At 55.6% G+C, this 26,388-nt stretch carries 20 protein-coding genes; 10 read left to right on the plus strand and 10 right to left on the minus strand.

All coding sequences use genetic code 11. From position 1 onward, the window contains the following. Positions 1-14 precede the first annotated feature (14 nt). Both HFD92_RS04930 and rlmKL read right to left on the minus strand, forming a co-directional pair. Complete coding sequence (locus tag HFD92_RS04930; RefSeq protein WP_058957434.1) at positions 15-1,931, minus strand: ABC transporter ATP-binding protein; 1,917 nt, start codon at positions 1,929-1,931, stop codon at positions 15-17. A gap of 6 nt (positions 1,932-1,937) precedes the next feature. Beyond that, entirely contained in the window at positions 1,938-4,052 is a 2,115-nt protein-coding gene (gene rlmKL, locus HFD92_RS04935) for a bifunctional 23S rRNA (guanine(2069)-N(7))-methyltransferase RlmK/23S rRNA (guanine(2445)-N(2))-methyltransferase RlmL (RefSeq protein WP_167428422.1), read from the minus strand. A 111-nt stretch (positions 4,053-4,163) separates the two neighbouring features. Between rlmKL and HFD92_RS04940 the strand changes: the two genes are divergently transcribed. Continuing rightward, positions 4,164-5,273: a YcbX family protein gene (locus HFD92_RS04940; RefSeq protein WP_167428423.1), complete on the plus strand. Its 1,110-nt coding sequence runs from the start codon at positions 4,164-4,166 to the stop codon at positions 5,271-5,273. Here HFD92_RS04940 and HFD92_RS04945 read toward each other — a convergent pair whose 3' ends face one another. From HFD92_RS04945 to HFD92_RS04960, 4 genes are all read right to left on the minus strand, one after another. After that, complete coding sequence (locus tag HFD92_RS04945) at positions 5,274-5,816, minus strand: cell division protein ZapC (RefSeq protein WP_009091060.1); 543 nt, start codon at positions 5,814-5,816, stop codon at positions 5,274-5,276. Positions 5,817-5,969: 153 nt separating this feature from the next. Beyond that, positions 5,970-6,980 (minus strand): quinone-dependent dihydroorotate dehydrogenase, encoded by a 1,011-nt coding sequence (gene pyrD / locus HFD92_RS04950; RefSeq protein WP_111208088.1) that lies wholly within the window; start codon positions 6,978-6,980, stop codon positions 5,970-5,972. A 134-nt stretch (positions 6,981-7,114) separates the two neighbouring features. Continuing rightward, a complete protein-coding gene (locus HFD92_RS04955) occupies positions 7,115-8,416 on the minus strand; it encodes a flippase (RefSeq protein WP_009091062.1) in 1,302 nt (433 codons plus the stop codon). Between the two features lie 102 nt (positions 8,417-8,518). After that, a complete protein-coding gene (locus HFD92_RS04960; RefSeq protein WP_167428424.1) occupies positions 8,519-9,499 on the minus strand; it encodes a glycosyltransferase in 981 nt (326 codons plus the stop codon). Between the two features lie 738 nt (positions 9,500-10,237). On the opposite strand from HFD92_RS04960, the gene ssuE reads away from it, so the two are divergent. The 5 genes from ssuE to ssuB are packed head-to-tail and all read left to right on the plus strand — an operon-like array spanning position 10,238 to position 14,499. Beyond that, complete coding sequence (gene ssuE, locus HFD92_RS04965) at positions 10,238-10,789, plus strand: NADPH-dependent FMN reductase (protein ID WP_167428505.1); 552 nt, start codon at positions 10,238-10,240, stop codon at positions 10,787-10,789. An 11-nt stretch (positions 10,790-10,800) separates the two neighbouring features. After that, on the plus strand, positions 10,801-11,754 hold the full coding sequence (locus HFD92_RS04970; RefSeq protein WP_255461696.1) for a sulfonate ABC transporter substrate-binding protein: 954 nt from the start codon (positions 10,801-10,803) through the stop codon (positions 11,752-11,754). A 9-nt stretch (positions 11,755-11,763) separates the two neighbouring features. Next, the gene (gene ssuD, locus HFD92_RS04975) at positions 11,764-12,912 is read left to right on the plus strand and encodes an FMNH2-dependent alkanesulfonate monooxygenase (RefSeq protein WP_111209024.1); all 1,149 of its coding nucleotides are present in this window, start codon (positions 11,764-11,766) and stop codon (positions 12,910-12,912) included. Between the two features lie 10 nt (positions 12,913-12,922). After that, positions 12,923-13,714 carry an aliphatic sulfonate ABC transporter permease SsuC gene (gene ssuC, locus HFD92_RS04980; protein ID WP_058957440.1) on the plus strand — a complete coding sequence of 264 codons (792 nt, stop codon included), beginning with the start codon at positions 12,923-12,925 and terminating at the stop codon, positions 13,712-13,714. Further along, positions 13,711-14,499: an aliphatic sulfonates ABC transporter ATP-binding protein gene (ssuB, locus tag HFD92_RS04985; protein WP_009091072.1), complete on the plus strand. Its 789-nt coding sequence runs from the start codon at positions 13,711-13,713 to the stop codon at positions 14,497-14,499. Before ssuC ends, ssuB begins: the two co-directional genes overlap by 4 nt. A gap of 41 nt (positions 14,500-14,540) precedes the next feature. On the opposite strand, the gene pepN is transcribed toward ssuB, so the two are convergent. Beyond that, positions 14,541-17,156: an aminopeptidase N gene (pepN, locus tag HFD92_RS04990; protein WP_167428425.1), complete on the minus strand. Its 2,616-nt coding sequence runs from the start codon at positions 17,154-17,156 to the stop codon at positions 14,541-14,543. Positions 17,157-17,399: 243 nt separating this feature from the next. Here pepN and pncB point away from each other — a divergent pair, with 243 nt between their 5' ends. From pncB to HFD92_RS05010, 4 genes are all read left to right on the plus strand, one after another. Then, positions 17,400-18,605, plus strand: coding sequence for a nicotinate phosphoribosyltransferase (gene pncB, locus HFD92_RS04995; RefSeq protein ID WP_167428426.1), 1,206 nt, complete (start codon positions 17,400-17,402; stop codon positions 18,603-18,605). A 158-nt stretch (positions 18,606-18,763) separates the two neighbouring features. Beyond that, entirely contained in the window at positions 18,764-20,164 is a 1,401-nt protein-coding gene (asnS, locus tag HFD92_RS05000; protein WP_009091079.1) for an asparagine--tRNA ligase, read from the plus strand. A gap of 300 nt (positions 20,165-20,464) precedes the next feature. Next, positions 20,465-21,571 (plus strand): porin OmpF, encoded by a 1,107-nt coding sequence (ompF, locus tag HFD92_RS05005; protein WP_304623150.1) that lies wholly within the window; start codon positions 20,465-20,467, stop codon positions 21,569-21,571. 233 nt (positions 21,572-21,804) lie between these two features. Next, positions 21,805-22,995, plus strand: coding sequence for an amino acid aminotransferase (locus tag HFD92_RS05010; RefSeq protein ID WP_167428427.1), 1,191 nt, complete (start codon positions 21,805-21,807; stop codon positions 22,993-22,995). A gap of 62 nt (positions 22,996-23,057) precedes the next feature. On the opposite strand, the gene HFD92_RS05015 is transcribed toward HFD92_RS05010, so the two are convergent. The 3 genes from HFD92_RS05015 to ldtD all read right to left on the minus strand — a co-directional run bounded on the left by HFD92_RS05015 (position 23,058) and on the right by ldtD (position 26,272). Then, positions 23,058-23,687: an MBL fold metallo-hydrolase gene (locus tag HFD92_RS05015; protein WP_167428428.1), complete on the minus strand. Its 630-nt coding sequence runs from the start codon at positions 23,685-23,687 to the stop codon at positions 23,058-23,060. Between the two features lie 39 nt (positions 23,688-23,726). Then, positions 23,727-24,275 carry a YcbK family protein gene (locus HFD92_RS05020; protein ID WP_009091085.1) on the minus strand — a complete coding sequence of 183 codons (549 nt, stop codon included), beginning with the start codon at positions 24,273-24,275 and terminating at the stop codon, positions 23,727-23,729. Between the two features lie 185 nt (positions 24,276-24,460). After that, positions 24,461-26,272, minus strand: coding sequence for a L,D-transpeptidase (gene ldtD / locus HFD92_RS05025; protein WP_167428429.1), 1,812 nt, complete (start codon positions 26,270-26,272; stop codon positions 24,461-24,463). Between the last annotated feature and the right edge of the window lie 116 nt (positions 26,273-26,388).

Raw genomic sequence — 26,388 nt, forward strand, 5'->3', positions numbered from 1 at the left:
CCGCTAGCCCTGCCCTACGCGCCGTTTTTCAGTGACTCAAGCTCTTCCCAGCGCGCAAACGCGGTTTCCAGCTCCTGCTCGGCCTGAGCAAGATTATCCAGCACCGGTTGCGTCTGATCGTGTGGCTGACTGAAGAAGTCCGGATGACTCATCTTCGCCTGCAGTTCACCGATGCGCGCTTCAAGCTGCTCCAGTTTTTGCGGCAATTGTTCCAGCTCACGCGCCAGATTATAGCTGAGTTTATTCACGTTACGCTTCGCCTCGCTCTTCTCTGCGGCGGGCTTCGCGGTGCTGGTTGCCGCTCTGGCTGGGGCTGAGGCCTTATGCTGCCGGTAGGCTGCACGCTGCTGTTGTGCATCGTGGTAGCCGCCAACAAAGGTGCCAATCTCGCCATTCCCTTCGAAAATCCAGCATTCGGTCACGGTATTATCGACGAACTGACGATCGTGGCTGACCAGCAGTACTGTGCCCTGATAACCATCAATCAGCTCTTCCAGCAGTTCCAGCGTTTCGACGTCGAGGTCGTTAGTCGGTTCATCGAGAATCATCAGGTTGCTGGGACGCAGGAACAGACGCGCCAGCAGCAGGCGGTTACGTTCCCCACCGGAGAGCGCGCGCACCGGGGTCATGGCCCGTTTCGGATGGAACAGGAAGTCCTGCAGATAACCCAGAACGTGGCGCGGTTTGCCGTTGACCAGGACTTCCTGCTTGCCTTCGGCCAGGTTGTCCATCACGGTGCGATCCGGGTCCAGCTCCGCACGGTGCTGGTCAAAGTAGGCCACTTCCAGCTTGGTGCCGGAATGCACGCGGCCATGATCGGCCTTAAGCTGTTGCAGCATCAGGCGCAGCAGTGTGGTTTTACCGCAGCCGTTTGGCCCGATCAAAGCAATCTTATCGCCACGCTGCACCTGGGAAGAGAAGTCCTTCACCAGCACTTTGCCATCGACCGCGTAATCGACATTTTCCAGTTCAAAGACAATTTTGCCCGAGCGGGAGGCTTCACCCACCTGCATGTTCGCTTTGCCCATCACTTCACGGCGCTCAGAACGCTCGCGACGCAGGGCTTTCAGCGCACGCACGCGACCTTCATTGCGGGTACGACGGGCTTTAATGCCCTGACGGATCCACACCTCTTCCTGCGCCAGCTTGCGGTCAAACTCCGCGTTCTGCATCTCTTCGACGCGCAGCGCTTCCTCTTTACCCGCCAGATACTGATCGTAGTTGCCCGGCCAGGAGACCAGTTTGCCGCGGTCAAGGTCGACGATCCGCGTCGCCATGTTGCGGATAAACGAACGGTCATGGGAGATAAAGACGATGCTGCCGCTGAAATTCTTCAGGAAGGTTTCCAGCCAGTCGATGGTTTCAATATCCAGGTGGTTCGTTGGTTCATCCAGCATCAGAACGCGCGGATTGCTCACCAGCGCACGGCCCAGCGCCGCTTTACGCAGCCAGCCACCCGAAAGCGATGAGAGCTCGGTATCGGGCTTCAGGCCAATCTGCTCCAGTACATCATGGATGCGGCTTTCCAGCTGCCACAGATTCTGATGGTCGAGAATGCTCTGCAGACGCGCCATCTCGTTGAGGTTTTTATCGCTTGGATCGTCCATCACCAGATGGGAAATGGCGTGATAAGCTTTCAGATGCTCTGCCTGCTCTTCAACGCCTTCAGCCACGAAGTCATAAACCGAACCGGTAATATTGCGTGGGGGGTCCTGTTGCAGACGCGCCACGACCAGGTCGGTTTCATAAATAATGCGACCATCATCCAGGGGCTGTTCACCGTTGATGATCTTCATCAGGGTGGATTTACCTGCACCGTTACGGCCGACCAGACAGACGCGCTCGTTCTCTTCGATATGCAGTTCGGTGTTGTCTAACAGCGGCGCATCGCTGAAGGAGAGATAGGCGCCGTGGATACTGATTAATGACATGTAATCTTATTCCTTACCGGCGTGTGTGATCAGCCAGCAGTTGTGAATGTGTCGGTTGCGCGCGAAATCCTGCGACTGCGTTTTCTGGGTAATATCCTGCGCCTGCAGGCCCAGAGATTTCAGGCCATCCATGTCCATTTTAAAACCGCGTTTGTTGTTGGAGAACATGATGGTGCCGCCGCGACGCAGCAGGCGCTTCAGGTTACGCATCAGCATCATATGATCGCGCTGAACGTCGAAGCTCTCTTCCATACGCTTGGAGTTGGAGAAAGTTGGCGGATCGATAAAGATCAGGTCAAAATTCTCATCACTCTCATGCAGCCAGCTCAGGCAGTCCGCCTGCATCAGACGATGCTGACGACCGGTCAGCCCGTTGAGACGCAGGTTGCGTTCCGCCCACTCCAGATAGGTGCGTGACATATCGACCGTGGTGGTCGAGCGTGCCCCGCCCAGACCGGCATGCACACTGGCGGTGCCGGTGTAAGCAAACAGGTTCAGGAAATCTTTACCCTTGCTCATATTACCGAGCATTTTGCGGGCAATGCGGTGGTCGAGGAACAGACCGGTATCGAGATAGTCGGTCAGGTTCACCAGGAAACGCGCATTAAACTCTTTAACTTCGAAATAGTCGCCCTTCTCACTCAGCTTCTGATACTGCGCTTTGCCCTTCTGACGTTCGCGGGTTTTCATAATCAGACGGTCTGCAGGCAACGCCAGTACGGTGAGCGTCGCACTGATCACATCGAACAGGCGCTGACGCGCTTTGTTGGGATCGATGGTTTTCGGTGGCGCATACTCCTGGATAATCACCCAGTCAGCGTAGCGGTCAACAGCCACGTTGTAGTCTGGCAGATCGGCATCGTAAATACGGTAGCATTCAATGCCTTCCTGACGCGCCCACTTCTCCAGCTTTTTCACGTTTTTACGCAGACGGTTTGCGTAATCTTCCGCAATCTGCCCGGCGCTTTCGCTGCTGTTCACCGCGAGCTGATAGTTTTTCTGCACGCAATCCAGCGGGCCGTTTTTGGCTTTAAACTGACGGTCGGCGCGCAGCTGCAGGCAGCTCAGCAGCTCCGGTGAGGCGCTGAACAGAGAAAGCTTCCAGCTGCCAAAATGCTGTTTCATCAGGCGTCCAAGCTGACTGTGCAGCGCGATCAGCGCCGGTTCGCTCTCCAGGCGTTCACCGTAAGGGGGGTTGCTCAGCACCGTGCCGTGAACCGCCGCATCTACCGGATTGGTCAGCTTCAGCAGATCCTGCTGTGCAAAGGTAAAGAGCTCTTCCACACCCGCCCGGCGCGCATTCGCCTGCGCCCACTCCAGCACCCGGCCATTCGTGTCATAGCCAAAGAAGCGCGCCTGCGTATTCTCCGTGCCGGTGCGGGCACGATTATGCGCTTCGTTTTTCACGTCCTGCCACAGCGCAGCATTAAACTGGCTCCAGGCCATAAAGCCCCAGTGACGGCGCAGCAGGCCAGGCGCACGATCGCAGGCGATCAGCGCAGCTTCAATCAGCAGCGTACCCGAACCGCACATCGGATCGATCAGCGGTGTGGATGGCTCCCAGCCAGAACGCAGCACAATCGCCGCCGCCAGATTCTCTTTTAATGGTGCCTGACCGGTCTGCTGGCGATAGCCACGCTGATGTAATGAACTGCCGCTCAGATCCAGCGCGATGCTGGCGCGATCGTCATTCAGCCAGACGTTGATACGAATATCCGCCTGCTCACGGTCGACATTGGGACGCTCAAGATTCTTACGGGTAAAGCTGTCCACAATGGCATCTTTGACTTTCAGCGCACCAAACTGGCTGTTGCGAATCGAGTCATTGGTGCCGCTGAAATGGACGACAAAGGTTTTGTCGCTGCCGAACATGGACGGCCAGTCCACGCCCTGCACACCCAGATAGAGATCGAGGTCGCTGTAGACGCCAAACTCTCCCAGCGGCAACAGGATGCGTGATGCTAAACGGCTCCACATCAGGCTTTGGTACATGACGCGATCGTCGGCTTCGTAGTGAACGCCTCCCTGCACCACTTGCAAATCCTGCGCGCCCAGCGCGTCCAGCTCACTTTTTAACAGCTCTTCGAGCCCACGCGCCGTGCTGGCAAACAGAGAATTCATATCGTCACTTTTTAACTCTTGAGAAAATTGTCGCGCATTATAGCGAATCACAGACCTATGTCATAAAGTTAGCTTCTTTTGTCTTGCGCGTCGGGTTTCAAGGAGAACACCATGATCACGCTTTCCCGCTTATTTATTCATCCTGTGAAGTCGATGCGGGGGCTGGCGCTGTCACACGCCCGGGTTTCTGGCAGCGGGCTGGCTTTTGATCGTCTGTTTATGGTGACGGAACCTGACGGCACCTTTATTACCGCCCGGCAGCATCCGGAGATGGTGCGCTTTACACCCGCTATTTTACCTGAGGGGCTGTTACTGGAAGCGCCTGACGGCAGTCACATGCTTATCCGCTTCAGCGATTTCGGGGAGCAGGAACACCCGACCGAGGTCTGGGGCAATCGCTTCAGCGCACGCATCGCCCCGCCCGCCATGAATCAGTGGCTGAGCCAGTTCTTTCCCCGTGACGTCCAGCTGCGCTGGGTCGGACCTGAACCCCGTCGCCGGGTCAAAGCATTTGACCATGTCCCGCTGAGTTTTGCCGATGGCTATCCGTTTTTGCTGGTGAACAGCGCCTCGCTGCATGACCTGCAACAGCGCTGCCCGGCCAGCGTACGTGCCGAACAGTTTCGTCCCAATCTGGTCGTGAGCGGCGCGGCTGCATGGGATGAAGACAGCTGGGCGGAGATCCGGATAGGTGAAGTCATCTTTGAAGTGCCGAAACCCTGCAGTCGCTGCGTGCTGACCACGGTCAGCCCCGAAACCGGACGCAAACATCCTGCCGGTCATCCGCTCGCCACTCTGCAGACGTTCCGCAGCGCCCAGGATGGCAGCGGGGATATCGATTTTGGCCTGAATCTGGTGGCCCGTAATCAGGGTGTGGTACGTGCCGGTGACGAAATGGTGATCCTGAAGCGCCATGCTCCGCGCCTCTACGGTGCCGGAGAGGTCATTGAGACGCTGAAACCGCAGCCGCAGACCCCTGATGCCGTGACTATCACCTTTCAGGGACAGACCTTCCGCGGGGATAATCAGCAGGTGTTACTGGATCAGCTGGAAATGCAGGGATTTCGTATCCCCTACTCCTGTCGTGCGGGACTGTGCGGCAGCTGTAAGCTGAATCTGGTGTCGGGCGAAGTTAAAGCGCTGAAAAAAGGCGCCGTGCGTCAGGACGGAACGCTGCTGAGCTGCAGCTGTATTCCGGCAGGCGATGTCGAACTGAAGTAGTCAGACCGCGCGGGCATAGCGCGGTGCGACATCCTGATACCAGGGCTGCAGGCGGTCGTTCATCACCTTGATGGCATCGCCGAGCACCATATTTTTGCCGGCCAGCGTCAGTGCTGGCTGAGCCAGCAGGCAGAGCGCCGCGTTACTGCCGCTTTCAACCACCAGCAGACGCGCCTGCGTTCCCTCTTCTGCCAGCGTAACCTGCACCATCTCACCGGGCCGCGGCTGCATAGCCGGGGCATATGCGGTGAAGTGCCAGCTTTTCGGCATCAGCGGTTTCAGGAAGCGCGCGGCGACCAGGGCATTCAGCACCAGTTCAGCGCGATGGCTGCCACTGAGTTTGCACTGACGGCAGGTCTCTTCAAAGGTGTAATAGAGGGCGGCATCATCAACACAGAAACCCGACTCTGAGAACGCATCGGGCGTGAGCATTTTGCGGGAATAGCGGGAGCGAAAAAGCATACCGTCTGCCAGGTCGAGCATCATTCGGTCGTGGCTGTTGTCAAAATACCAACGCCAGTTATCGTCGGGTTTAATGTTCATCGTCTGCCCTGTCTTTTACCGCTGCGCCATACGTCACGCAGAATTCAGCGAAAATAGAATATAAGGAAAAGCTGAAAAATCGTGCAACAGGACAAAATATAAACGAGCCGAGGGGATAAATAAACCCCCCGGCGAAGCATTGTGAGAATTGTCTTAGAGATGTGTGACGATATCTTTAATTAATCCTGGCCCCTGATAAATAAAGCCTGAATAGATCTGAACCAGCGTGGCCCCTGCCGCAATCTTTTCACGCGCAGCGGTCAGAGAATCAATGCCGCCTGCGCCGATAATCGGCAGGCGTCCCTGCAGTTCCTGTGAGAGGCGCTGAATGACCGCCGTGCTGCGCGACTGGACAGGCCGTCCGCTTAAGCCACCGGCTTCCTCAGCATGCTTAAGACCCGTGACCAGGGAGCGATCGAGCGTGGTATTCGTCGCAATCACGCCATCAATCTGGTGACGTACTAAACTGTCCGCTACCTGAATTAACTCCTCTTCAGAGAGGTCCGGAGCAATTTTTACGGCCAGCGGAACATATTTGAGATGACGCTGTTCCAGCGCTTTTTGTTTCTGTTTAATGGCGGAAAGCAGATCATCCAGAGCCTCACCATATTGCAGTGAGCGCAGACCGGGAGTGTTAGGTGAGGAAATATTGATGGCGATATAACCGGCGTGGGCATACACCTTTTCCATGCAGATCAGGTAATCCTCTTTTCCCTGCTCAACCGGCGTATCTTTATTTTTGCCGATATTAATCCCCAGTACGCCGTTAAAACGCGCTTTTTTCACGTTTTCGACCAGGTGATCGACCCCCAGATTATTGAATCCCATGCGATTGATAATCCCGCCCGCTTCAACCAGTCGGAACATGCGCGGCTTATCATTGCCTGCCTGAGCGCGCGGCGTGACGGTGCCAACTTCAACAAACCCGAAGCCCATCGCCGCAAAGGCGTCAATGCACTCCGCGTTTTTATCCAGGCCCGCGGCCAGGCCAAGGGCATTTTTAAAGGTCAGTCCCATACAGGTGACCGGACGCGACGGCAGATTCTGGCGATAAAACCGTTCCAGCGGGGTGCCATTCATAAAGCGCAGTTGCTGAAAGGTGAGTTCGTGCGCGCGTTCGGGGTCGAGCTTAAACAGCGCCGGTCGGACGATAGGATAAAACATGCACTCTCCTGAAGGACGGAAGCAATCGTGAAAATCGGTGCACGGGAAATTGTGCGCCAGAATGGTAAAGTGCTCTGGCGCAAAAGTAAATCGAAGGGCGGAAAGGCGGGAAGTTAAGTCACCTTGCTTTGATCTTACGCAGCGGAATCGTTTACGGGGCGATTTTCCACCTGAGAGGGAAAGAGATATTCCCGCAGGATACCGTGACGATGCATGATGCCAAAAATGCCAAGACAGACAAACGCTTCCGCACCCACCATCGACCATGCCGCGCCGATTGCGCCAAACTTCCAGGCCAGGAAACAGCAGAGCGGTACGTTAATCACCCCCGCCGCCATCATGACCCACATACGCTGGCGCGCCAGGCCGTGTGGGATCAGGATCTGTAATCCGGCCGGATAGGCGATGTTGCCAAACAGGAAGCAGAGCACGAAGACGCGCAGCACATCCGCCGACGGAATAAAGTCTTTACCCAGTAAAATTGAGACGACCAGGTCAGCAAAAAACCAGGTAAAGATGACAATCGACAGACTCAGAGAGAATGAGAGCAGCAGACTTTTGCGTGTTGCGGCAATCGCGGCGCGTTTATCCCGGCCAAACAGGTGGCTGACGCGCGGAAAGAAGGCGCTCCCGATCTGCTCCGGCACGGAATTTGCCGCTTTACGCAGGCGATCGGCACCGTTATAGATCCCCACCATATAGGTAGAAGTAAAGGTCGCCAGGATCACCACGTTGACGCTGTTAAACAGGTTGGCCCCGGCAATGGCAATAAAGACATCCATGCTGTCGGTGATGCGCTGTTTAATTTCACGCGGTTCAAAGCGGTAATGGCCAATGACTTTCATCTCCAGCACAAACTTCAGCGTTATCGCCGCACTGATCATGGAGACGACGCCAGGGATCAGCGCAGCCAGCCAGGTGTCCTGCGGAGATTTCACCAGCAAAAAGGTCAGCGGAATGGCGCAGAAGTTACCGAAGGTGGCGATAACTGCGGTTTTACCCAGCTTCTCAAAGCCCTGCATCAGCCAGCCAAAGGAAAACAGCGAACCAACCAGCGTCGTGCAGTTCGCCAGCACAATAAAGAACAGTGAGTGCCAGGCAGGATTAAACCAGGTGGCGGTGAGCAGCGTGCCACTGGTCAGCAGCAGCAGCATCAGCTTGGCGTTAAAGGTGGACCAGAAGAGCTGACTGACACGTTCCTTGTCGTCACGATGGTGCGCAATATCTTTGGTGGTAAAGACATTGAATCCCCAGTCGGAGATGGTACTGCAATAGAGCACGCAGGCGATCGCCAGCGCCAGCGTACCCATCTGTTCTACCCCCAGAACACGGGCCAGATAGGGCAGCGTAGCCAGCGGAAACAGAAACGACGCGCCGCGATACGCCAGCAGTGAAAAAATATTAATAATCAGACTTTTATCGAGTACTTTTGCCATGACGCAACAACCTTATACACATTGCATGTCTCACCTTCTCATTTCGCTAAGGCATAAACAATATCGCTTCAAATTTTTCAGAATCCGGCTGCTTTTGCAGGATCAGGCGGCACGACTGAGCTCTTTTTTAACTTTGTAATGCTGTAACGCAATAAAGAGTTCAGGGCGATTGAACAGTAGCCACTCCTTGACGTTTTCTGTTTTGACATTACGGCCCAGGAAGCGGATGGCATTCAGGACATATTCCGGCACGGGGGTGCCATTATAGAGTGACAGGTAGATCATCAGGCGAAACGAATGAACTAAATAGGCTTTCTCCAGCGAACTGCGCCAGGCGGATTTCGTGATCGAGCTGTTTAACGTACTGTAGGCGTGCATAAAAGCGTTATAACGCTGGTAGAAAAACTCATTACTTTTGGTACTGTTGGTCAGCGAGCCATTACGGATACGCTGTTTATAATAAACCTGACGGCTGACCCAGGCCTGCTGACTTTTTACAAACACGGATAGCGTGAAGTTGTGATCTTCATGAACGCGTCCAACAAAGCGTAATTTATGTTGCTCGACAATTCGCTTACTGACGATATAACTCCAGGCCGCCGAGGTATATCTGCCGTTTCGCAGCAGATGCAAAAAGACCTCCTGCGATTTCTGCTGGCCAAAAATTTCGTGTCTGACTTTAGGTGAGGTGACATCAATCTGCCCATCACGATAAACGCAGGAGTTGAAACAGAACAGGTCGTTCTCCGGGTGCTGTTCCGCGACCGTCGCGAGTTCCGCCACCAGGCCATCAACCACGACATCATCCGGGTCGCAGAAAAAGAGGAACTGGCCTCTGGCCTGCTCAATACCCACATCGCGAGCACGACCGGCGCCGCCGTTTTCCGTGGTAATTATTTTCACCTGAGAAAGATGCGCATAATTCTGTTCAAGTAAGGCCAGCGTTCCGTCGGTGGAGCCATCATTCACAATGAGAATTTCATTGGGAGATTTAACCTGGCGCAATAAGGAATCAACGCACTCGACAATATATTTCTCAACGTTGTAGGTTGGAATAATTACGGATAACAGGATGTCAGACATAGGTAATTCTCAGCTGTTAAAAATAACAAAACGATTCACCTGCCTGATGCAGGTCCTGACCAGAGGCGAAGCGATGAAAAGAGTGAGAGGCTGATATTCTGTTTCTTTGATTCAGCCCGATTATCTTAAACCGGCTTCGTAAAAAAAGACCAGTCGTAAAAAATATCTTAACGTTTCACAGGAGTATCACTGTTAAAAGACGTGCATCAATACCCCGCTGTAATGTTAAAACTGTTGAGGATTGATTTAAAAATAGGTGATAAAGCAGACGTAACCAGATTCAGGAATCTGTAAGCGAACGTCTGAATCAGTGAAAAACGTCACCATTCCTTCATTTTTATTACACTCTGCCTTATGGCATAAATCCTAATAGCAGACGAAGGAAGCCCACTACCAGTCAGTTTCCGTGCTGCTTCTGACCCGGCCGCTGCGCTTAATGGGGTTGTCGGTCACAATCAGAATGTTCAGGCAATCAGACGAGAGCGATTTTTTTTGGGCATCCCGCCTGTTTTTGCGATCTCGCATCACCCTCCTTAATGAATCGTTTCTCTGTTTGCCCTGAAATTAAGAATATTCGGAATGCCCCCGGATGCGTCCCGGTTTCCGCCGCTTCTATTTGCAGTTTTTACGCTTACTTTGCCGGATAAATCATTTAAGCCCACTGCCCTGCTCTGACAGTATGAAGGCATAAGTTCTCAACATTTGATAATCAATAACTTTTAGTTATAAGGAGTGATGATGCGAGTTATTACGCTGGCAGGCAGCCCACGGTTCCCCTCCCGCTCAACTTCCCTGCTGACGCTGTGTCAGCACAAGCTGGAGGCGCGTGGCGTTGAAGTCATTCCCTGGAATATTCACAACTTTCAGCCTGACGATCTGATCAATGCGCGCTTTGATGCGCCTGCCCTGCTGGCATTACGCGAGGACCTGGCCTCAGCGGATGGGCTGATTGTGGCGACCCCGATTTATAAAGCCTCATTTTCGGGGGCGCTGAAGACACTGCTTGACCTGCTGCCGGAACGCGCGCTGGAACATAAAGTGGTGCTGCCACTGGCCAGCGGCGGCAGTGCCGGTCATATGCTGGCGCTCGACTACGCCCTGAAGCCGGTTCTCAATGCCCTGAAGGCGCAGGAGATTCTGCACGGCGTTTATGCCGAGGATCATCAGGTGGTTCATTATGACCGGCAGCCTGAATTACAGGCCTCTCTGGCAGAGCGTCTGGATGAAGCGGTTTCCGCCTTCTGGCTGGCGCTGAACCGTCACCACCACCCCGTTGCGCAAGCGGTTTAAGGAACAGAGCAATGAAGCAGAGATTAGGAAAGTGGCTGGTTGCAGTGCTTCTGCTGGCGGGCCTTCAGGTTCAGGCCGCCGAATCCGACCCGGCTGAGATTCGTATCGGTTATCAGAAAGGCTCAGTCAGCATGGTGCTGGCAAAGTCGCATCAGTTACTGGAGAAGCGTTTTCCCCATACGCATATTAAGTGGGTCGAGTTCCCGGCGGGCCCTCAGATGCTGGAAGCGCTGAATGTGAACAGCATCGATCTCGGCAGCACCGGCGACCTTCCGCCACTGTTTGCGCAGGCCGCGGGCGCTGATCTGCTCTACGTAGGTTCTGAGCCGCCGAAACCGAAATCAGAAGTGATTCTGGTGCCGAAAAACAGCCCCCTGAAACAGGTGGCAGATCTGAAAGGGAAAAAAGTCGCCTTCCAGAAAGGCTCCAGCTCGCACAACCTGCTGCTGCGCGCGCTGCAGCAGGCGGGACTCTCCTTTAACGATATTACGCCGGTCTATCTGACGCCCGCCGATGCCCGCGCCGCTTTCCAGCAGGGCAACGTTGATGCCTGGGCTATCTGGGACCCCTACTACTCCTCCGTGCTCCAGCAGGGTAACTCGCGCCTGCTGATTGATGGCAGTTCGCTCAACCTGACCGGCTCGTTCTATTTAGCGACCCGCAGCTATGCCGAAGCCCATGGCGCCTTTATTCAGCAGGTGCTCGACACGTTCAGTGCGGCCGATGCGCTCACCATCAGCCAGCGGCAGCAGAGTACTACCCTGCTGGCTCAGGCGATGGGCCTGCCCGAACCGGTTATCGCCAGCTATCTGGATCACCGGCCGCCGACCCGCATTTCACCGGTCAGTGCCGAAACGGCCGCCGCGCAGCAGCGCACCGCCGATCTCTTTTATGCCAATCATCTGTTGCCAGTCAAAGTGACGATTCAGGATCGTCTCTGGCATCCCCACACCGTCACGCAATAAGGAGCAACAATGAGCGTATCTGTTTTCTGGTTCCTGCCAACCCATGGCGACGGACACTATCTTGGCACGGCTGAAGGGGCGCGACCGGTTGATCACGCCTATCTGCAGCAGGTGGCGCAGGCCGCTGACCGTCTGGGCTTTGGCGGCGTCCTTATCCCGACCGGCCGCTCCTGTGAAGATGCCTGGCTGGTGGCCGCCTCGCTGATTCCGGTCACTCAGCGTCTGCGTTTTCTGGTGGCGCTGCGGCCGGGTGTGATTTCACCGACGCAGGCCGCCCGTCAGGCCGCCACCCTGGATCGCCTCTCTAACGGGCGGGCGCTGTTCAACCTGGTGACCGGCGGCGATCCGGAAGAGCTGGCGGGCGACGGGGTGTTCCTCGATCACCGCGAGCGTTACGCGGAATCCGCCGAGTTTACCCGCGTCTGGCGTCGGGTTCTTGAGGGGGAAACCGTCGATTATGAAGGCAGGCATGTGCACGTTCGCGGGGCGCGGCTGATGTTTAAACCGGTCCAGCAGCCTCGCCCGCCGCTCTGGTTTGGCGGCTCCTCGGAACCGGCGCAGGAGCTGGCCGCGGAGCAGGTTGATGTCTACCTCACCTGGGGCGAGCCGCCTGCGCAGGTCAAAGAGAAAATTGAGCAGGTGCGCGCGAAAGCGGCTGCTCAGGGCCGGACCGTGCGGTTCGGTATCCGTCTGCATGTGATTGTGCGTGAAACTAATGAAGAGGCCTGGCAGGCGGCTGACCGGCTGATTGCCAATGTGGATGACGCCACCATCGCAAAAGCGCAGGCGGCATTCCAGCGCGCCGATTCTGTCGGACAGCGTCGCATGGCCGCGCTCCACGGGGGTCGCCGCGACAAGCTCGAAATCAGCCCGAACCTCTGGGCAGGTGTCGGTCTGGTGCGCAGCGGTGCCGGAACCGCACTGGTGGGTGATGGCCCGACCGTTGCCGCCCGGATCAAAGAGTATGAAGCGCTGGGTATCGAGACCTTTATTCTGTCAGGCTACCCGCATCTGGAAGAGGCTTATCGCGTCGGGGAACTCCTGTTCCCGCATCTCGACCTGCAGGTGCCGCTGGTCCCGCAGCCTCGCGTCGTTCAGGCGCACGGTGAAGCGGTAGCCAACGATTTTACCCCTGAGAAAAAAGTCGCCCGGGGCTGAGGAGAGCAGAATGGCCAGAACCCGAAAACGTCTTGCCGATACGCTGGTGCCGTGGCTGCTGCCTCTCCTGCTGATCGTGGTGTGGCAGATTGCCTCGCAAACCGGCTGGTTATCAACCCGCATTCTGCCCGCGCCGGAGAAAATCGTGACCACCTTCTGGCAGCTGACGGTCAGCGGCGAACTGTGGCAGCACCTGGCGATCAGCAGCTGGCGGGCGCTGGTCGGTTTCGCTATCGGCGGCTCTATCGGTCTGATACTTGGACTGATTACGGGCACCTCAAAAACCGGTGAGCGTCTGCTCGATACCTCGGTTCAGATGCTGCGCAACGTGCCGCATCTGGCCCTGATCCCGCTGGTGATCCTCTGGTTCGGTATTGATGAGTCGGCCAAGATTTTCCTGGTGGCGCTGGGCACGCTCTTCCCTATCTACCTCAACACCTATCACGGCATCCGTAATATTGACCGCGGGCTGGTTGAGATGGCCCGCAGCTACGGTCTCTCCGGCTGGAGTCTGTTTATCCAGGTGATCCTGCCCGGCGCGCTGCCGAATATCATGGTCGGCGTGCGTTTTGCCCTCGGCCTGATGTGGCTGACGCTGATCGTCGCGGAAACCATTTCCGCCAACGCCGGTATCGGCTATCTGGCGATGAATGCGCGGGAATTTCTGCAAACGGATGTGGTGGTGGTCGCCATTATTCTCTACGCCCTGCTCGGTAAACTGGCGGATGTCGCCGCGCTGCTGCTGGAGCGTGTCTGGCTGCGCTGGCATCCCGCTTATCAATTAAAGGAGGAGAACGCATGAGTCCGATTCTCTCACCGGCACGCCTCAACACCGGCACCCCGGTTGGCGTCAACGGCGTCAGCAAACAGTATGGCAACCGCACTATTCTTAATAAAATTGACCTGCATATCCCTTCCGGTCAGTTTGTGGCGGTCGTGGGCCGCAGCGGCTGTGGCAAAAGTACCCTGCTGCGCCTGCTGGCCGGACTGGAGCACTGCTCCAGCGGTGAGCTGCTGGCGGGCAATGCGCCGTTGCAGTCGGCGCGCGACGATACCCGTCTGATGTTCCAGGATGCGCGACTGCTGCCGTGGAAAAAAGTGATCGATAACGTCGGCCTGGGACTGCGCGGACGCGAATGGCGCGGCGCGGCGCGGGATGCGCTGGCGGCAGTCGGACTTGCCGATCGGGCGGATGAGTGGCCTGCTGCGCTGTCGGGAGGCCAGAAACAGCGGGTTGCGCTGGCCCGGGCGCTGATCCATCGTCCCGGTCTGTTGCTGCTGGATGAGCCACTGGGGGCGCTGGATGCCCTGACCCGCATCGAAATGCAGGGACTGATTGAGTCGCTGTGGCAGCAGCATCACTTTACCGTGCTGCTGGTCACACACGATGTCAGTGAGGCGGTTGTGATGGCGGATCGGGTGCTGTTGATTGAGGAGGGAGAGATCGGGCTGGATCTTCAGGTCGATTTGCCCAGGCCGCGGCGCCGGGGATCGGCACGACTCGCCGAGCTGGAAGCGGAGGTGCTGGATCGGGTGATGCAGCGTACAGAGCGCACTCCACCAGTGCGACTGGCGCAGCAGCGCTAAAAAAAGGCGGAGGCCGTCTCAGACGCTCCGCCTTTTTATTATCAGGCGTTCAGCGCCCGGGTGATTTTCTCGTAGAGATCGCCAGAGAGTTTATCCAGCGTCAGCAGTTCTTCCAGCGCCTCGCGCATCATCGCCTGACGCGTTTCGTCATAGCGTTTCAGGCGAATCAGCGGCTCCACCATCCGTGCCGCCACCTGCGGATTACGGGTGTTGAGGTCAGTCAGCATCTCGACCAGGAACTTATAGCCGCTGCCATCTTTTGCATGGAAAGCAGCAGGGTTCGCGGAGGCAAAGGCACCCACCAGCGAGCGAACGCGGTTCGGGTTACTCATCGTGAAGGAGCGATGCGTCAGAAGCTGACGCACGTTGCGCATCACGTTGGCAGCCGGGCTGGTCGCCTGCAGCACAAACCATTTGTCCATGACCAGACCATCCTGATGCCAGCGCTCATCATACGCCGCCAGCAGCGCATCGCGGCACGGCAGCTGCGCCGCCACAGCGGCAGAAAGAGCGGCCAGCGCATCAGTCATGTTGGTCGCCTGCTGATACTGCGCCTGCACCAGTTTGTCCGCCAGCTGCGCATCGCTGAAGGCGAGATAGGTCAGGCAGATATTTTTCAGGCTGCGCTGACCAATCGCCTCATGCTCCACGCGATACTCTGGCTGCTGATTGGCGTTGTAAATCGCAAAGAATTCATCGGCCAGTTCGCGCGCCAGCGTACGTTGCAACGCATCCCGCACCAGTGAGATGGCCTGCGGATCGATAACGTCAAACAGCTCGGCAATCTCATTTTCTGACGGCAGCGTCATGATCAGCGCGGTCAGTGCCGGGTCGCAGTCGGTATCAAGCAGCACTGCGCGGAACGCGTCGGCGACGTGCAGCGGCAGCGACAGATGCTGACCCTGCTGATAGCGGGCGACATTGAGGCGGATATAGGTAGCCAGCAGGCTCTGAGCCGCATCCCAGCGGGAGAAGTCGTTGCGGGCATGGCGCATCAGGAAGGTAAGCTGCGCGTCACTCCACTTATAGTCGAGCTTCACCGGCGCAGAGAATTCACGCAGCAGCGACGGCACCGGCTGGAAGTAGACGTTGTCGAAAATAAAGGTCTGGAACTCCTCGGTAACATTCAGCACATGATGCACCGGCTGCCCATTATGCTGCAGCGGGATCACCTTGCCTTCACCATCATAGAGTTCGATATCCAGCGGAATGTGCAGCGGCAGCTTCTCTTTCTGGTCGGCGGTGGCTGGCGTGTGCTGGGTAACATGCAGAGTGTACTGTTCCAGCTCCGGATTATAGTCGTCACGGACCGTCAGGACCGGTGTACCCGACTGGCTGTACCAGCGGCGGAACTGCGACAGGTCGACGTTTGAAGCATCTTCCATCGCCTGAACAAAATCATCACAGGTTGCCGCGCTGCCGTCGTGGCGCTCAAAATAGAGCTGCATGCCTTTCTGGAAATTCTCCTCACCCAGCAGCGTGTGCATCATGCGGATCACTTCCGATCCCTTTTCATACACGGTCAGAGTGTAGAAGTTGTTCATTTCGATCACCTGATCCGGGCGGATCGGGTGCGCCATCGGGCTGGCATCTTCGGCGAACTGTGCACCACGAACGATGCGCACATTATCGATGCGGTTCACCGCGCGCGAACCCAGATCGGAGCTGAACTCCTGATCGCGGAAGACCGTCAGCCCCTCTTTCAGGCTGAGCTGGAACCAGTCGCGGCAGGTCACGCGGTTACCGGTCCAGTTATGGAAATATTCATGACCAATTACGGCTTCAATACCGAGATAATCTTTGTCGGTCGCGGTTTCAGCTTTGGCCAGTACATATTTGGCGTTAAAGACGTTGAGGCCTTTGTTTTCCATCGCCCCCATATTAAAGAAGTCCACTGCCACGATCATAAAGATGTCGAGGTCATACTCCAGACCGAAACGCTCCTCATCCCACTTCATGCTGTTTTTCAGCGAGGTCATCGCCCAGTCAGCGCGGTCGAGATTGCCGCGGTCGACGAAGATCTCCAGCGCCACATCACGGCCTGAGCGGGTGGTAAAGCTGTCGCGCAGCACGTCGAAGTCGCCCGCCACCAGCGCAAAGAGATAGCAGGGTTTCGGGAATGGGTCCTGCCACTTCACCCAGTTGCGCCCCTGATCGTCCTGGCCGCCGTCGATCCGGTTACCGTTGGAGAGCAGGTAGGGATAGCGATTGCCGTCGGCATAAATGGTGGTAGTAAAACGCGCCAGCACATCCGGGCGATCGAGATACCAGGTAATATGACGGAAGCCTTCAGCTTCGCACTGGGTGCAGAGCGCCTCACCCGATTTGTACAGTCCTTCCAGCGCCGTGTTCTGATCCGGATGAATATCGTTGATGATTTTCAGGGTGAAGCTTTCCGGCAGCTGACTGATGACCAGCGCCCCCTCTTCTTCACGGAACGCCGTCCAGGGCTGCCCGTTGATTTCCAGCGCAATCAGCGTTAACGCCTCCCCGTCCAGGCGCAGCTCAGCCTGGCTGTCGCCCAGCCGTTTGACCTGGCTGATGGCCGTTACGCGGGTGGTCGACGCATCCAGTTCAAAGGTTAAATCGATGTCGGTGATGGTGTAATCAGGCGCACGATAGTCGTGGCGATACTTGATTTGGGGCTGTTGCGTCATATTCCGTCTCGCGTTGTTATAAGTTTACCGGCAAAGTCTAAGCTTGTTACAACAAGCTTGCCACGCACAATGCAGCTAAAGGGTGAAATGTCTACAGTTTGTTAACAAAGGCACAGATTGGCCTCGACCCGCCGGACTGAAATATGCTGTGATCGGCGTCAGATAGTGAATTATACTTTTGCGTCTTTATGACTGTGTACAACACCGGGCTCTGCGCCACCGAACAGGATGCTGAAACGCGCCATGACAGGACATGCTTCCCCGATACTGACCTCGCTGCTGGATACGGACGCCTATAAGCTCCATATGCAGCAGGCCGTTTTCCACCGCTACCACGACGTAACGGTGACGGCGGAGTTTCGCTGCCGCGGCGACGAACTGCTGGGTCTCTACGCTGACGAAATTCGTGACGCGATAACCGCAATGCAAAATCTGGCGCTGACTGAAGATGAAGCGATCTGGTTGTCTCATCTTCCCTTCTTTCGCGAAGATTACCTGAGCTGGCTTCGCCAGTTCCGCTACAAACCGGAGCAGGTTGAGGTGCGCAATCACCACGGCAAGCTGGACCTTCGTATTCAGGGGCCGTGGCGTGAAGTGATACTGTGGGAGGTGCCACTGCTGGCGCTGATCAGCGAGATTGTGCATCGTCATCGCACACCGCAGGTCACCACTCAGCAGGCGATTGACCACCTGCATCATAAGCTCAGCGACTTTAACGCGCAGGTGGCCGACCTCGACATGTCACGCTTCCGCCTGATGGATTTCGGCACCCGCCGTCGCTATTCACAGGATGTACAGCAGTCGATTGTCGCAACGCTGAAACAGGATTTCCCCTGGCTGATTGGTACCAGTAACTATGACCTGGCGCGCCGCCTGTCACTCACGCCAGTGGGCACCCAGGCGCACGAGTGGTTTCAGGCGTTCCAGCAGATTAGTCCCGTTCTGGCGAACAGCCAGCGGGCAGCACTGCAGGCGTGGCTGGATGAGTATGACGACCAGCTGGGTATTGCGCTGACCGACTGTATCGCCATGGATGCGTTCCTGCGCGACTTTGGCCCGGTGTTCGCCCGCCGTTATCAGGGTCTGCGCCACGATTCCGGCGATCCGGTTGAGTGGGGTGAGAAAGCGCTCGCCCACTATCAGAAGCTGGGTATCGATCCCTTAAGCAAAAATCTGGTCTTTTCTGACAATCTGAATCTCGATAAAGCGCTGGCGCTTTACCGCCATTTTGGTCAGCGAACGAATGTGGTTTTCGGTATCGGCACCCGTCTGACCTGCGATATTCCGGGCGTCACGCCACTGAATATCGTCATTAAACTGGTGCAGTGCAACGGTAAACCGGTGGCAAAACTCTCCGACAGCCCGGGTAAAACGATCTGTCAGGACAAAGCCTTTGTCAGAGCGCTGCGTAAAGCCTTTGACCTGCCGCTGGTGAAAAAAGCGAGTTAAATCCCCTCTTATCGGGGCGTCAATACGCCCCGCCTCTGCTGTAATAAATCTGTTTTCAGCCTGAATTTTGCTTGTTTCCTGAAGACTCGCAAGTAACATAGCAAAACCCCGGATGGGGCAACTTTTTTTACTCACTTCTTCTATATAGAGAGATATTTATGAGCGTAGTGCCTGTAGCGGACGTACTGCACGGTCGCGTCGCGGTTGACAGTGAAGTCACCGTACGTGGTTGGGTGCGTACCCGAAGAGATTCCAAAGCCGGTCTTTCCTTCATCGCCGTGTATGACGGCTCCTGCTTTAATCCCGTTCAGGCTGTCGTCAATAATTCTCTGAATAATTATCAGGATGAAGTGCTGCGTCTGACCACGGGCTGTTCGGTTATCGTCACCGGTAAAGTGGTGGCTTCGCCGGGTCAGGGCCAGGCGTTTGAGATTCAGGCGACCCATCTGGAAGTGGTGGGCTGGGTGGAAGATCCGGACAGCTACCCGATGGCGGCTAAGCGCCACAGCATTGAGTATCTGCGTGAAGTGGCTCACCTGCGTCCGCGCACCAACCTGATTGGCGCGGTTGCCCGCGTCCGCCATACTCTGGCGCAGGCGCTGCACCGTTTCTTCCATGAAAATGGCTATTTCTGGGTCTCCACTCCACTGATCACCGCGTCAGACACCGAAGGCGCAGGCGAGATGTTCCGCGTTTCGACGCTGGATCTGGAAAACCTGCCGCGTGACGATCAGGGCAAAGTCGATTTCGCTGAAGATTTCTTTGGCAAAGAGGCGTTCCTGACCGTATCAGGTCAGCTGAACGGTGAAACCTATGCCAGCGCCCTGTCGAAGATTTACACCTTTGGTCCGACCTTCCGCGCCGAAAACTCTAACACCAGCCGTCACCTGGCGGAATTCTGGATGCTGGAGCCGGAAATTGCGTTTGCTTCGCTGGATGATGCCGCAGCACTGGCCGAAGCCATGCTGAAATATGTCTTTAACGCGGTGCTGGAAGAGCGCGCTGACGACATGGCCTTCTTTGCTGAGCGTGTCGATAAAGAGGCTGTTGAGCGCCTGCAGCGTTTCATCACCACCGATTTTGCTCAGGTCGACTACACCGATGCGATTGAGATTCTGAAGAACTGCGGTCAGACCTTCGAGAATCCGGTATCCTGGGGTATCGACCTCTCCTCTGAACACGAGCGTTATCTGGCAGAGAAACACTTCAAAGCGCCAGTGGTTGTGAAAAACTACCCGAAAGATATTAAAGCGTTCTATATGCGCCTGAACGAGGATGGCAAAACCGTGGCGGCGATGGACGTTCTGGCGCCGGGCATTGGTGAGATCATCGGCGGTTCACAGCGTGAAGAGCGTCTGGATGTGCTGGATGCGCGTCTGGAAGAGATGGGGCTGAATAAAGAGGATTACTGGTGGTATCGTGACCTGCGTCGCTATGGCACCGTTCCGCATTCTGGCTTTGGTCTGGGCTTTGAACGTTTAATCGCCTATGTTACCGGCGTACAAAATGTCAGGGACGTTATCCCCTTCCCACGCACCCCACGTAACGCGAGTTTCTGACATTCGGCATTAAATATAAGAAAATCATATATATAAAGAGGTCGGCACTGCCGGCCTTTTTTTATTTTTGTAAATTTTGAGTTCTCTCACAAAGTTCCGTCTTTTTTACATTTTGTAATACATATTTTCCTTTAGAAACCAGATTACGAGTTTAGTAGCATTTTCGCGCTAGAATTACGGCGGGGGGGATGGAAAGATGCGTGCAGACACAGGAAGACACCAAACTTCGTTGAGGGTTCTGTAAAGATTTCCTTACGGCAGTGGCAGGTGTACAAATAACTCCAATGAGGGTAATGAATAATGATGAAGCGCAATATTCTGGCAGTGGTTATCCCTGCTCTGTTAGCCGCCGGCGCAGCCAATGCTGCAGAAATCTATAACAAAGACGGCAACAAACTGGACCTGTACGGTAAAGTCGATGCACGTCACCAGTTCTCTGACGACGCTGGCAGCGACGGCGATGAGTCTTATGTCCGCTTTGGCTTCAAAGGCGAAACCCAGATTAATGACCAGCTGACCGGTTACGGCCAGTGGGAATATAACCTTCAGGCGAACAACTCTGAGGGTGGTGACGCACAGAATGGCAACAAAACCCGTCTGGGCTTTGCCGGTCTGAAATTCGGTGATGCAGGTTCAATCGACTACGGCCGTAACTATGGTCTGGTTTACGATGCAATCGGCTGGACCGATATGCTGCCAGTATTTGGTGGTGACTGGGGCAGCTCAGACAGCTTTATGAACGGTCGCAGCACCGGCCTGCTGACCTACCGCAACACCAACTTCTTCGGTCTGGTTGATGGCTGGGACTTTGCTGCTCAGTATCAGGGCAAAAACGACCGTACCGCGATTGACCGTGCTAACGGTGACGGTTATGCGCTCTCAACTTCATACACCTCACCAATTGGTGTTGGCATCGTTGGTGCTTACAGCAGCAGCGACCGTACTAATTCACAGGCAGCGGGTGTTGCTGTTAATGGTAACGTAGTTGGTCAGGGCAAACGTGCTGAGAACTGGGCAACCGCGCTGAAATATGATGCGAACAACGTTTACCTGGCAGCGATGTACGGTGAAGGCCGTAACTCTACCGCTATTGGCGTCCCTGTAGCTAACACTGACGACTCAGTGACTGCATTCGCCAATAAAACTCAGACTATTGAGTTAGTTGCTCAGTACCAGTTCGACTTCGGTCTGCGTCCATCCATCGCATACGTGCAACAGAAAGGCAAAGATATCGAAGGTATCGGCGATGCTGACCTGTACAAATATTTCGATGTTGGCGCGACTTACTACTTCAACAAAAACATGTCTACCTATGTTGATTACAAAATCAACCAGCTGGATGACAACAACCGCCTGAATCTGAACACAGACGACGTGGTGGGTGTAGGCCTGGTTTACCAGTTCTAATCCTGCTTTCAACATGTTGAAAAACGGGGCCACGGCCCCGTTTTTTTATGGCTGTTAATCACAACCTCTGCGCTGCTTAATCCCCTTCCGCCCCACGTTAACGTCTTTATCTCCCCGTCGCGCAATCCGCACCGCAAAATAGAGCATTTTGATTCGCAAACGGTTGGCATTTGCCTGGCCGGACGTTAACCTGAGAGCCCTCTTGCAAACGTTCACGCTAATGGACCTGACACATGTTTGAATCGATCTCTGCTGCACCCGCCGATCCTATTCTCGGGCTCGCCGATCTGTTTCGTGCTGATGACCGCCCTGAAAAAATCAATCTGGGTATCGGCGTCTATAAAGACGAAACCGGCAAGACCCCGGTGCTGACCAGTGTTAAAAAGGCTGAGCAGTATCTGCTGGAAAACGAAACCACCAAAAACTATCTCAGCATTGATGGTCTGGCGGATTTCGCGCGCTGCACGCAGGCCCTGCTGTTCGGCAATGACAGCCCACTGATTAGCGCGCGCCGTGCACGTACGGCACAGACGCCAGGTGGCACAGGCGCGCTACGCATTGCGGCAGATTTTCTGGCCACGCAGACAGCGGTAAAACGGGTCTGGATCAGCAACCCCAGCTGGCCGAATCATAAAAATGTGTTCAATGCTGCCGGTCTTGAGGTGTGTGAATATCACTATTATGACGCGGCAAACCATACACTCGATTTTGAGGGAATGCTGGCGTCGCTGAGTCAGGTTCAGCCTGGCGACGTGGTACTTTTCCACGGCTGCTGCCATAACCCGACCGGTATCGATCCGACAGCGGAGCAGTGGCAGAAGCTGGCAGAGATCTCACAGGCGAATGGCTGGCTGCCGCTGTTCGACTTCGCTTACCAGGGCTTTGCCCGTGGTCTGGACGAAGATGCCGAAGGCCTGCGTATTTTTGCCGCGTCACATCAGGAGCTGATTGTCGCCAGCTCATACTCGAAGAATTTTGGTCTCTACAATGAGCGCGTGGGGGCCATCACGCTGGTAGCGGCCGACGCCAGCGTAGCAGAAACCGCATTCAGTCAGGTGAAATACACCATTCGTGCCAACTACTCCAATCCCCCGGCGCATGGTGCGGCCGTCGTCGCGACGATTCTGAGTAACGACGCACTTCGGACGATCTGGGAGCAGGAGCTGTCGGACATGCGTCAGCGCATTCAGCGTATGCGGCAGCTGTTTGTTAACACGCTGGCAGAGAAAGGTGCGCAGCGTGACTTCAGCTTTATCATTAAGCAAAACGGCATGTTCTCATTCAGCGGCTTAACCAAAGAGCAGGTTATTCGCCTGCGTGAAGAGTTCGCTGTGTATGCCGTTAACTCTGGCCGCGTGAATGTGGCCGGAATGACGCCGGACAACATGTCGGCGCTGTGCGAAGCGATTGTCGCGGTGCTCTGAGGCAGGCGATAAACAAAAATGGGCCTGAGGGCCCATTTTTTATGGCAGCAAAAGGTCTGATTTTACTGCAGGAAAGGATTGCTGATGCGTTCCTGTCCCAGTGTGGAGATCGGGCCGTGACCGGGCAGAAAAGTCACATCATCGCCCAGCGGCAGTAATTTAGTGTGAATCGCCTTAATTAACTGCTGATGATCGCCCTGCGGGAAGTCTGTTCGTCCCACGCCGCCATTAAAAATCACATCACCTGAAATCAGCAGCTTTCCGGGACGGTCAAAGAACACCACATGACCAGGGGAATGGCCCGGGCAGTGCAGGACCTCCAGCGTAGTCAGCCCGACCTGCACACTCTCCCCCTCCTCCAGCCAGCGATCCGGCGTGAAAGGGGCGCACTCTTCCAGTCCGAACATCCGGCTCTGCGTGGGCAGCGCCTCCAGCCAGAAAGCATCCCGCTTTTGTGGCCCGACAACAGGGATCTGATAGTAAGCCGCCAGTTCGACCGCGGCTCCGACATGATCGAGATGCCCATGGGTCAGCAGAATCTGAGCGGGTTTGAGTCTGAGCTGTTCCAGCGTTTGTTTAATCAGATCGGCATCGCCGCCTGGATCGACCAGAGCCGCTTCACGGGTGGTGTCGCACCAGATAACGGAACAGTTCTGGGCAAAGGCTGTAACAGGAATAATGTGGTAGTTCATAACGCTCCATGACCGGCTCACGCAGCGTCGCCGGTGTCGTTACCAGTGCCTGATCGGACCGGTATCAATATGTACAAAGTTACTGCGGGGATAATATCCTACACCACCCGCACGCAGAGATAACGCCGCTTTACGTACATTGGCTAATGAAACCCCTTCAATATGGAAATCCATCGCCTGGCCTTTGGTGTGATAGCTATGCTTCGCGACTCCCGGACCGCTCTCACGTAACATATTGTTGGTCGCCAGTGAACGGTAGCCCGAGACCAGCTGGACAGGTTTGCGCGTACCGAGCAGTGCCTGCAGGCGGAAAATCTGATCGAAGAGGTGCGGATCAATGCTTTTCACTTTATTGGCGCGGTAGTCACGGAAAAAGTGATTTAATCGTGTCAACTCATCCTTGTCGTAACTCTTACCATTAAAAAATTCAGTTTTAAGGGTTTCACCGGTGTGAAGATTGTTAAGCATCAATACACGCGGGCGAGATGTTGAAAGCGAAGCCCTTGCAGAAGCGGGCAATAATGCCAGTCCGGCGGCGGCACTACCGCAAAGCAGCAGGTTGCGACGAAAAGAATCAATAGTAGACATGTAGCGGTTTACCTGAGAGTGAAGCCATAGAAATGTGCAAAAAGCGCACAGGCCGAACCATAACTTTCTCTCAGGTAAGCGTCAACCCATCTGGGGCGTGTTTGAGAGGCGATTCCCGAAGGAATCGCCCTCAGAGGATATTTCTTACGGTGCCAGGTGCGCTGCTAACGATTTAAAATCAATCACTAGAGCAATAACTGTTTGGCCCGGCTCAGTGCCTGACTGCCCGAACGGGCGGTGTCATCATAATTGTAAATATCTGTTCGGAACTGCGGCTTGCCATCATCAGCAACCCAGGCCGTAAGGTAATAGAGATTGACCGGGATGCGATGGCGAATCGGCACATAACGGGTATCCCCCTCTTTCAGGGTGCTGGAAATACGGGAGTCGTTCCAGCCTGCATCCTGCAGTAACAACCCGGCCAGTTCTGATGCCTTATTCACACGCACGCAGCCTGAGCTGAGCGCACGAATATCACGCTGAAACAGGTTATGGTTTGGCGTGTCATGCAGATAGATGGCATCTGAACTAGGCATGTTGAATTTGTATCGGCCCAGCGCATTCGTCTGACCCGGAGCCTGAATCATCCGGTAAGGGAAGGATGCAGCGGAAACCATGCGCCAGTCGATCATACTGGGATCGATCACTTCAGCGTCAGCACTCCAGCCCGACAGCAGGGTATAACCGTGCTTGTAGAGATAGGTGGGGTCCTGTTTCACTTTAGGGATGATATCTTTACGCACCAGCGTCGTCGGCACATTCCACGGCGGATTGAGCACCACATTATTGAGCGCGCTGCGCATCAGTGGTGTTTTACGATCGGGGCGCCCGACAATAACCCGGGAAGAGAGGATCTTGTTGCCGTTGTTGTAATAGATCAGCGAGTAGTTGGCGATGTTGACCATAATGCCGTTGTGCATATCATCCGGCAGCAGGCGCAGTCGCTGAATATTCAGCGCCAGTAATGAAGCGCGCATCTGGGGTGAGACGTTCAGCCACTGCCGCGTTCTGGCACCGATAGCGCCATCGCCATCCAGCCCCTGCCACTGCTGAAAACGTTTGACCGCCGCCACCAGCGTCTCGTCATAGACATTAGCGGTGTTGCCGTCCAGCGTCTGGCTCTGAACGTTGCCGGGTGACTGCGGCGATGGCGCAGGCAGATCGTTAACCGGCGTGGCGGAAGGACTCACTGCCACCGGCTGATCGCTGTGGGTTACCGGCGAAGGAGCGACCGGCACGGCATCATCATCCGGTGCGGGCGCGTTGCTCTGTGCGGTCAGCATGCCGCTGCGCTGCAGAATTTCACGCAGTGCGGGCACATCGTCACTGACCTGCCCCGGACGCAGCGTTTCGCTGTTCTTCAGCTGCGGCCAGGGTTGTTTATCACTGAGCAGCGCTTTCAGCGCAGCGTGCATCGGCTGATACTGAGGATGCTGCGGCTGCAGGGAAGCAACAAACGTACTGCTCGCGCCCGCATTAACCGCATTCTGCCACTGATTCACCACGGCCACCGACGGCTGTGTCAGCCTGTAAGGAACATTACTGTAGAGCCAGGTTTCGCCCTGCGTCGGCACGTTAGAGACAAACTGCAGGTAGCCCAGCATGGCGTCGGAGAGGGTCACGTCACGGGCAAAGCCGGTGATAGCCGGGTTAGTCAGACGGTCAACCCAGCGCGTGAACTGCGGCTGGACGCCAGAGAGCGCCACCTCAGCCAGCTGCTGCTGAAACTTCTGAACCGCCTGCTCATCCTGCCAGAGCGGCTGCATGTGGCGGGACGCATACAGCGTCGCCAGCGGCGCAAGATAAAATGGCTGATCGGCGCTGGAAAACGCCTGGCGGATACGTTGCTGACTGTCGGAAACCGAAACTGACGCGTGCGCGGTGCCGGGCATCGCGGCGATAACAGCGGCCTGTGGTAGCGTAAATGGAACAACCGTTAGCGCCAGCGCTAACACTGATATAACACGATGATGATTAACCTTTTTTGCCAGCAACATCCCTGCCCCCTTATCTTCTTAACTGCGCAGCGTTCCCTGTATCCGCTGCGATCGGGCTGTGACTCATTATGTTGAGTATACAAACAAAAACGGCATTTGCCTCATGCGACAAATGC

Source organism: Pantoea sp. EKM101V, from assembly GCF_011800325.1.
Lineage (GTDB): Bacteria > Pseudomonadota > Gammaproteobacteria > Enterobacterales > Enterobacteriaceae > Pantoea > Pantoea anthophila.

Excerpts from the sequence above, each read along its gene's own strand:
- HFD92_RS04930 (WP_058957434.1), bottom strand. The coding sequence starts at position 1,931 with ATGTCATTAATCAGTATCCACGGCGCCTATCTCTCCTTCAGCGATGCG.
- rlmKL (WP_167428422.1), bottom strand. The coding sequence starts at position 4,052 with ATGAATTCTCTGTTTGCCAGCACGGCGCGTGGGCTCGAAGAGCTGTTA.
- HFD92_RS04940 (WP_167428423.1), top strand. The coding sequence starts at position 4,164 with ATGATCACGCTTTCCCGCTTATTTATTCATCCTGTGAAGTCGATGCGG.
- HFD92_RS04945 (WP_009091060.1), bottom strand. The coding sequence starts at position 5,816 with ATGAACATTAAACCCGACGATAACTGGCGTTGGTATTTTGACAACAGC.
- pyrD (WP_111208088.1), bottom strand. The coding sequence starts at position 6,980 with ATGTTTTATCCTATCGTCCGACCGGCGCTGTTTAAGCTCGACCCCGAA.
- HFD92_RS04955 (WP_009091062.1), bottom strand. The coding sequence starts at position 8,416 with ATGGCAAAAGTACTCGATAAAAGTCTGATTATTAATATTTTTTCACTG.
- HFD92_RS04960 (WP_167428424.1), bottom strand. The coding sequence starts at position 9,499 with ATGTCTGACATCCTGTTATCCGTAATTATTCCAACCTACAACGTTGAG.
- ssuE (WP_167428505.1), top strand. The coding sequence starts at position 10,238 with ATGCGAGTTATTACGCTGGCAGGCAGCCCACGGTTCCCCTCCCGCTCA.
- HFD92_RS04970 (WP_255461696.1), top strand. The coding sequence starts at position 10,801 with ATGAAGCAGAGATTAGGAAAGTGGCTGGTTGCAGTGCTTCTGCTGGCG.
- ssuD (WP_111209024.1), top strand. The coding sequence starts at position 11,764 with ATGAGCGTATCTGTTTTCTGGTTCCTGCCAACCCATGGCGACGGACAC.
- ssuC (WP_058957440.1), top strand. The coding sequence starts at position 12,923 with ATGGCCAGAACCCGAAAACGTCTTGCCGATACGCTGGTGCCGTGGCTG.
- ssuB (WP_009091072.1), top strand. The coding sequence starts at position 13,711 with ATGAGTCCGATTCTCTCACCGGCACGCCTCAACACCGGCACCCCGGTT.
- pepN (WP_167428425.1), bottom strand. The coding sequence starts at position 17,156 with ATGACGCAACAGCCCCAAATCAAGTATCGCCACGACTATCGTGCGCCT.
- pncB (WP_167428426.1), top strand. The coding sequence starts at position 17,400 with ATGACAGGACATGCTTCCCCGATACTGACCTCGCTGCTGGATACGGAC.
- asnS (WP_009091079.1), top strand. The coding sequence starts at position 18,764 with ATGAGCGTAGTGCCTGTAGCGGACGTACTGCACGGTCGCGTCGCGGTT.
- ompF (WP_304623150.1), top strand. The coding sequence starts at position 20,465 with ATGATGAAGCGCAATATTCTGGCAGTGGTTATCCCTGCTCTGTTAGCC.
- HFD92_RS05010 (WP_167428427.1), top strand. The coding sequence starts at position 21,805 with ATGTTTGAATCGATCTCTGCTGCACCCGCCGATCCTATTCTCGGGCTC.
- HFD92_RS05015 (WP_167428428.1), bottom strand. The coding sequence starts at position 23,687 with ATGAACTACCACATTATTCCTGTTACAGCCTTTGCCCAGAACTGTTCC.
- HFD92_RS05020 (WP_009091085.1), bottom strand. The coding sequence starts at position 24,275 with ATGTCTACTATTGATTCTTTTCGTCGCAACCTGCTGCTTTGCGGTAGT.
- ldtD (WP_167428429.1), bottom strand. The coding sequence starts at position 26,272 with ATGTTGCTGGCAAAAAAGGTTAATCATCATCGTGTTATATCAGTGTTA.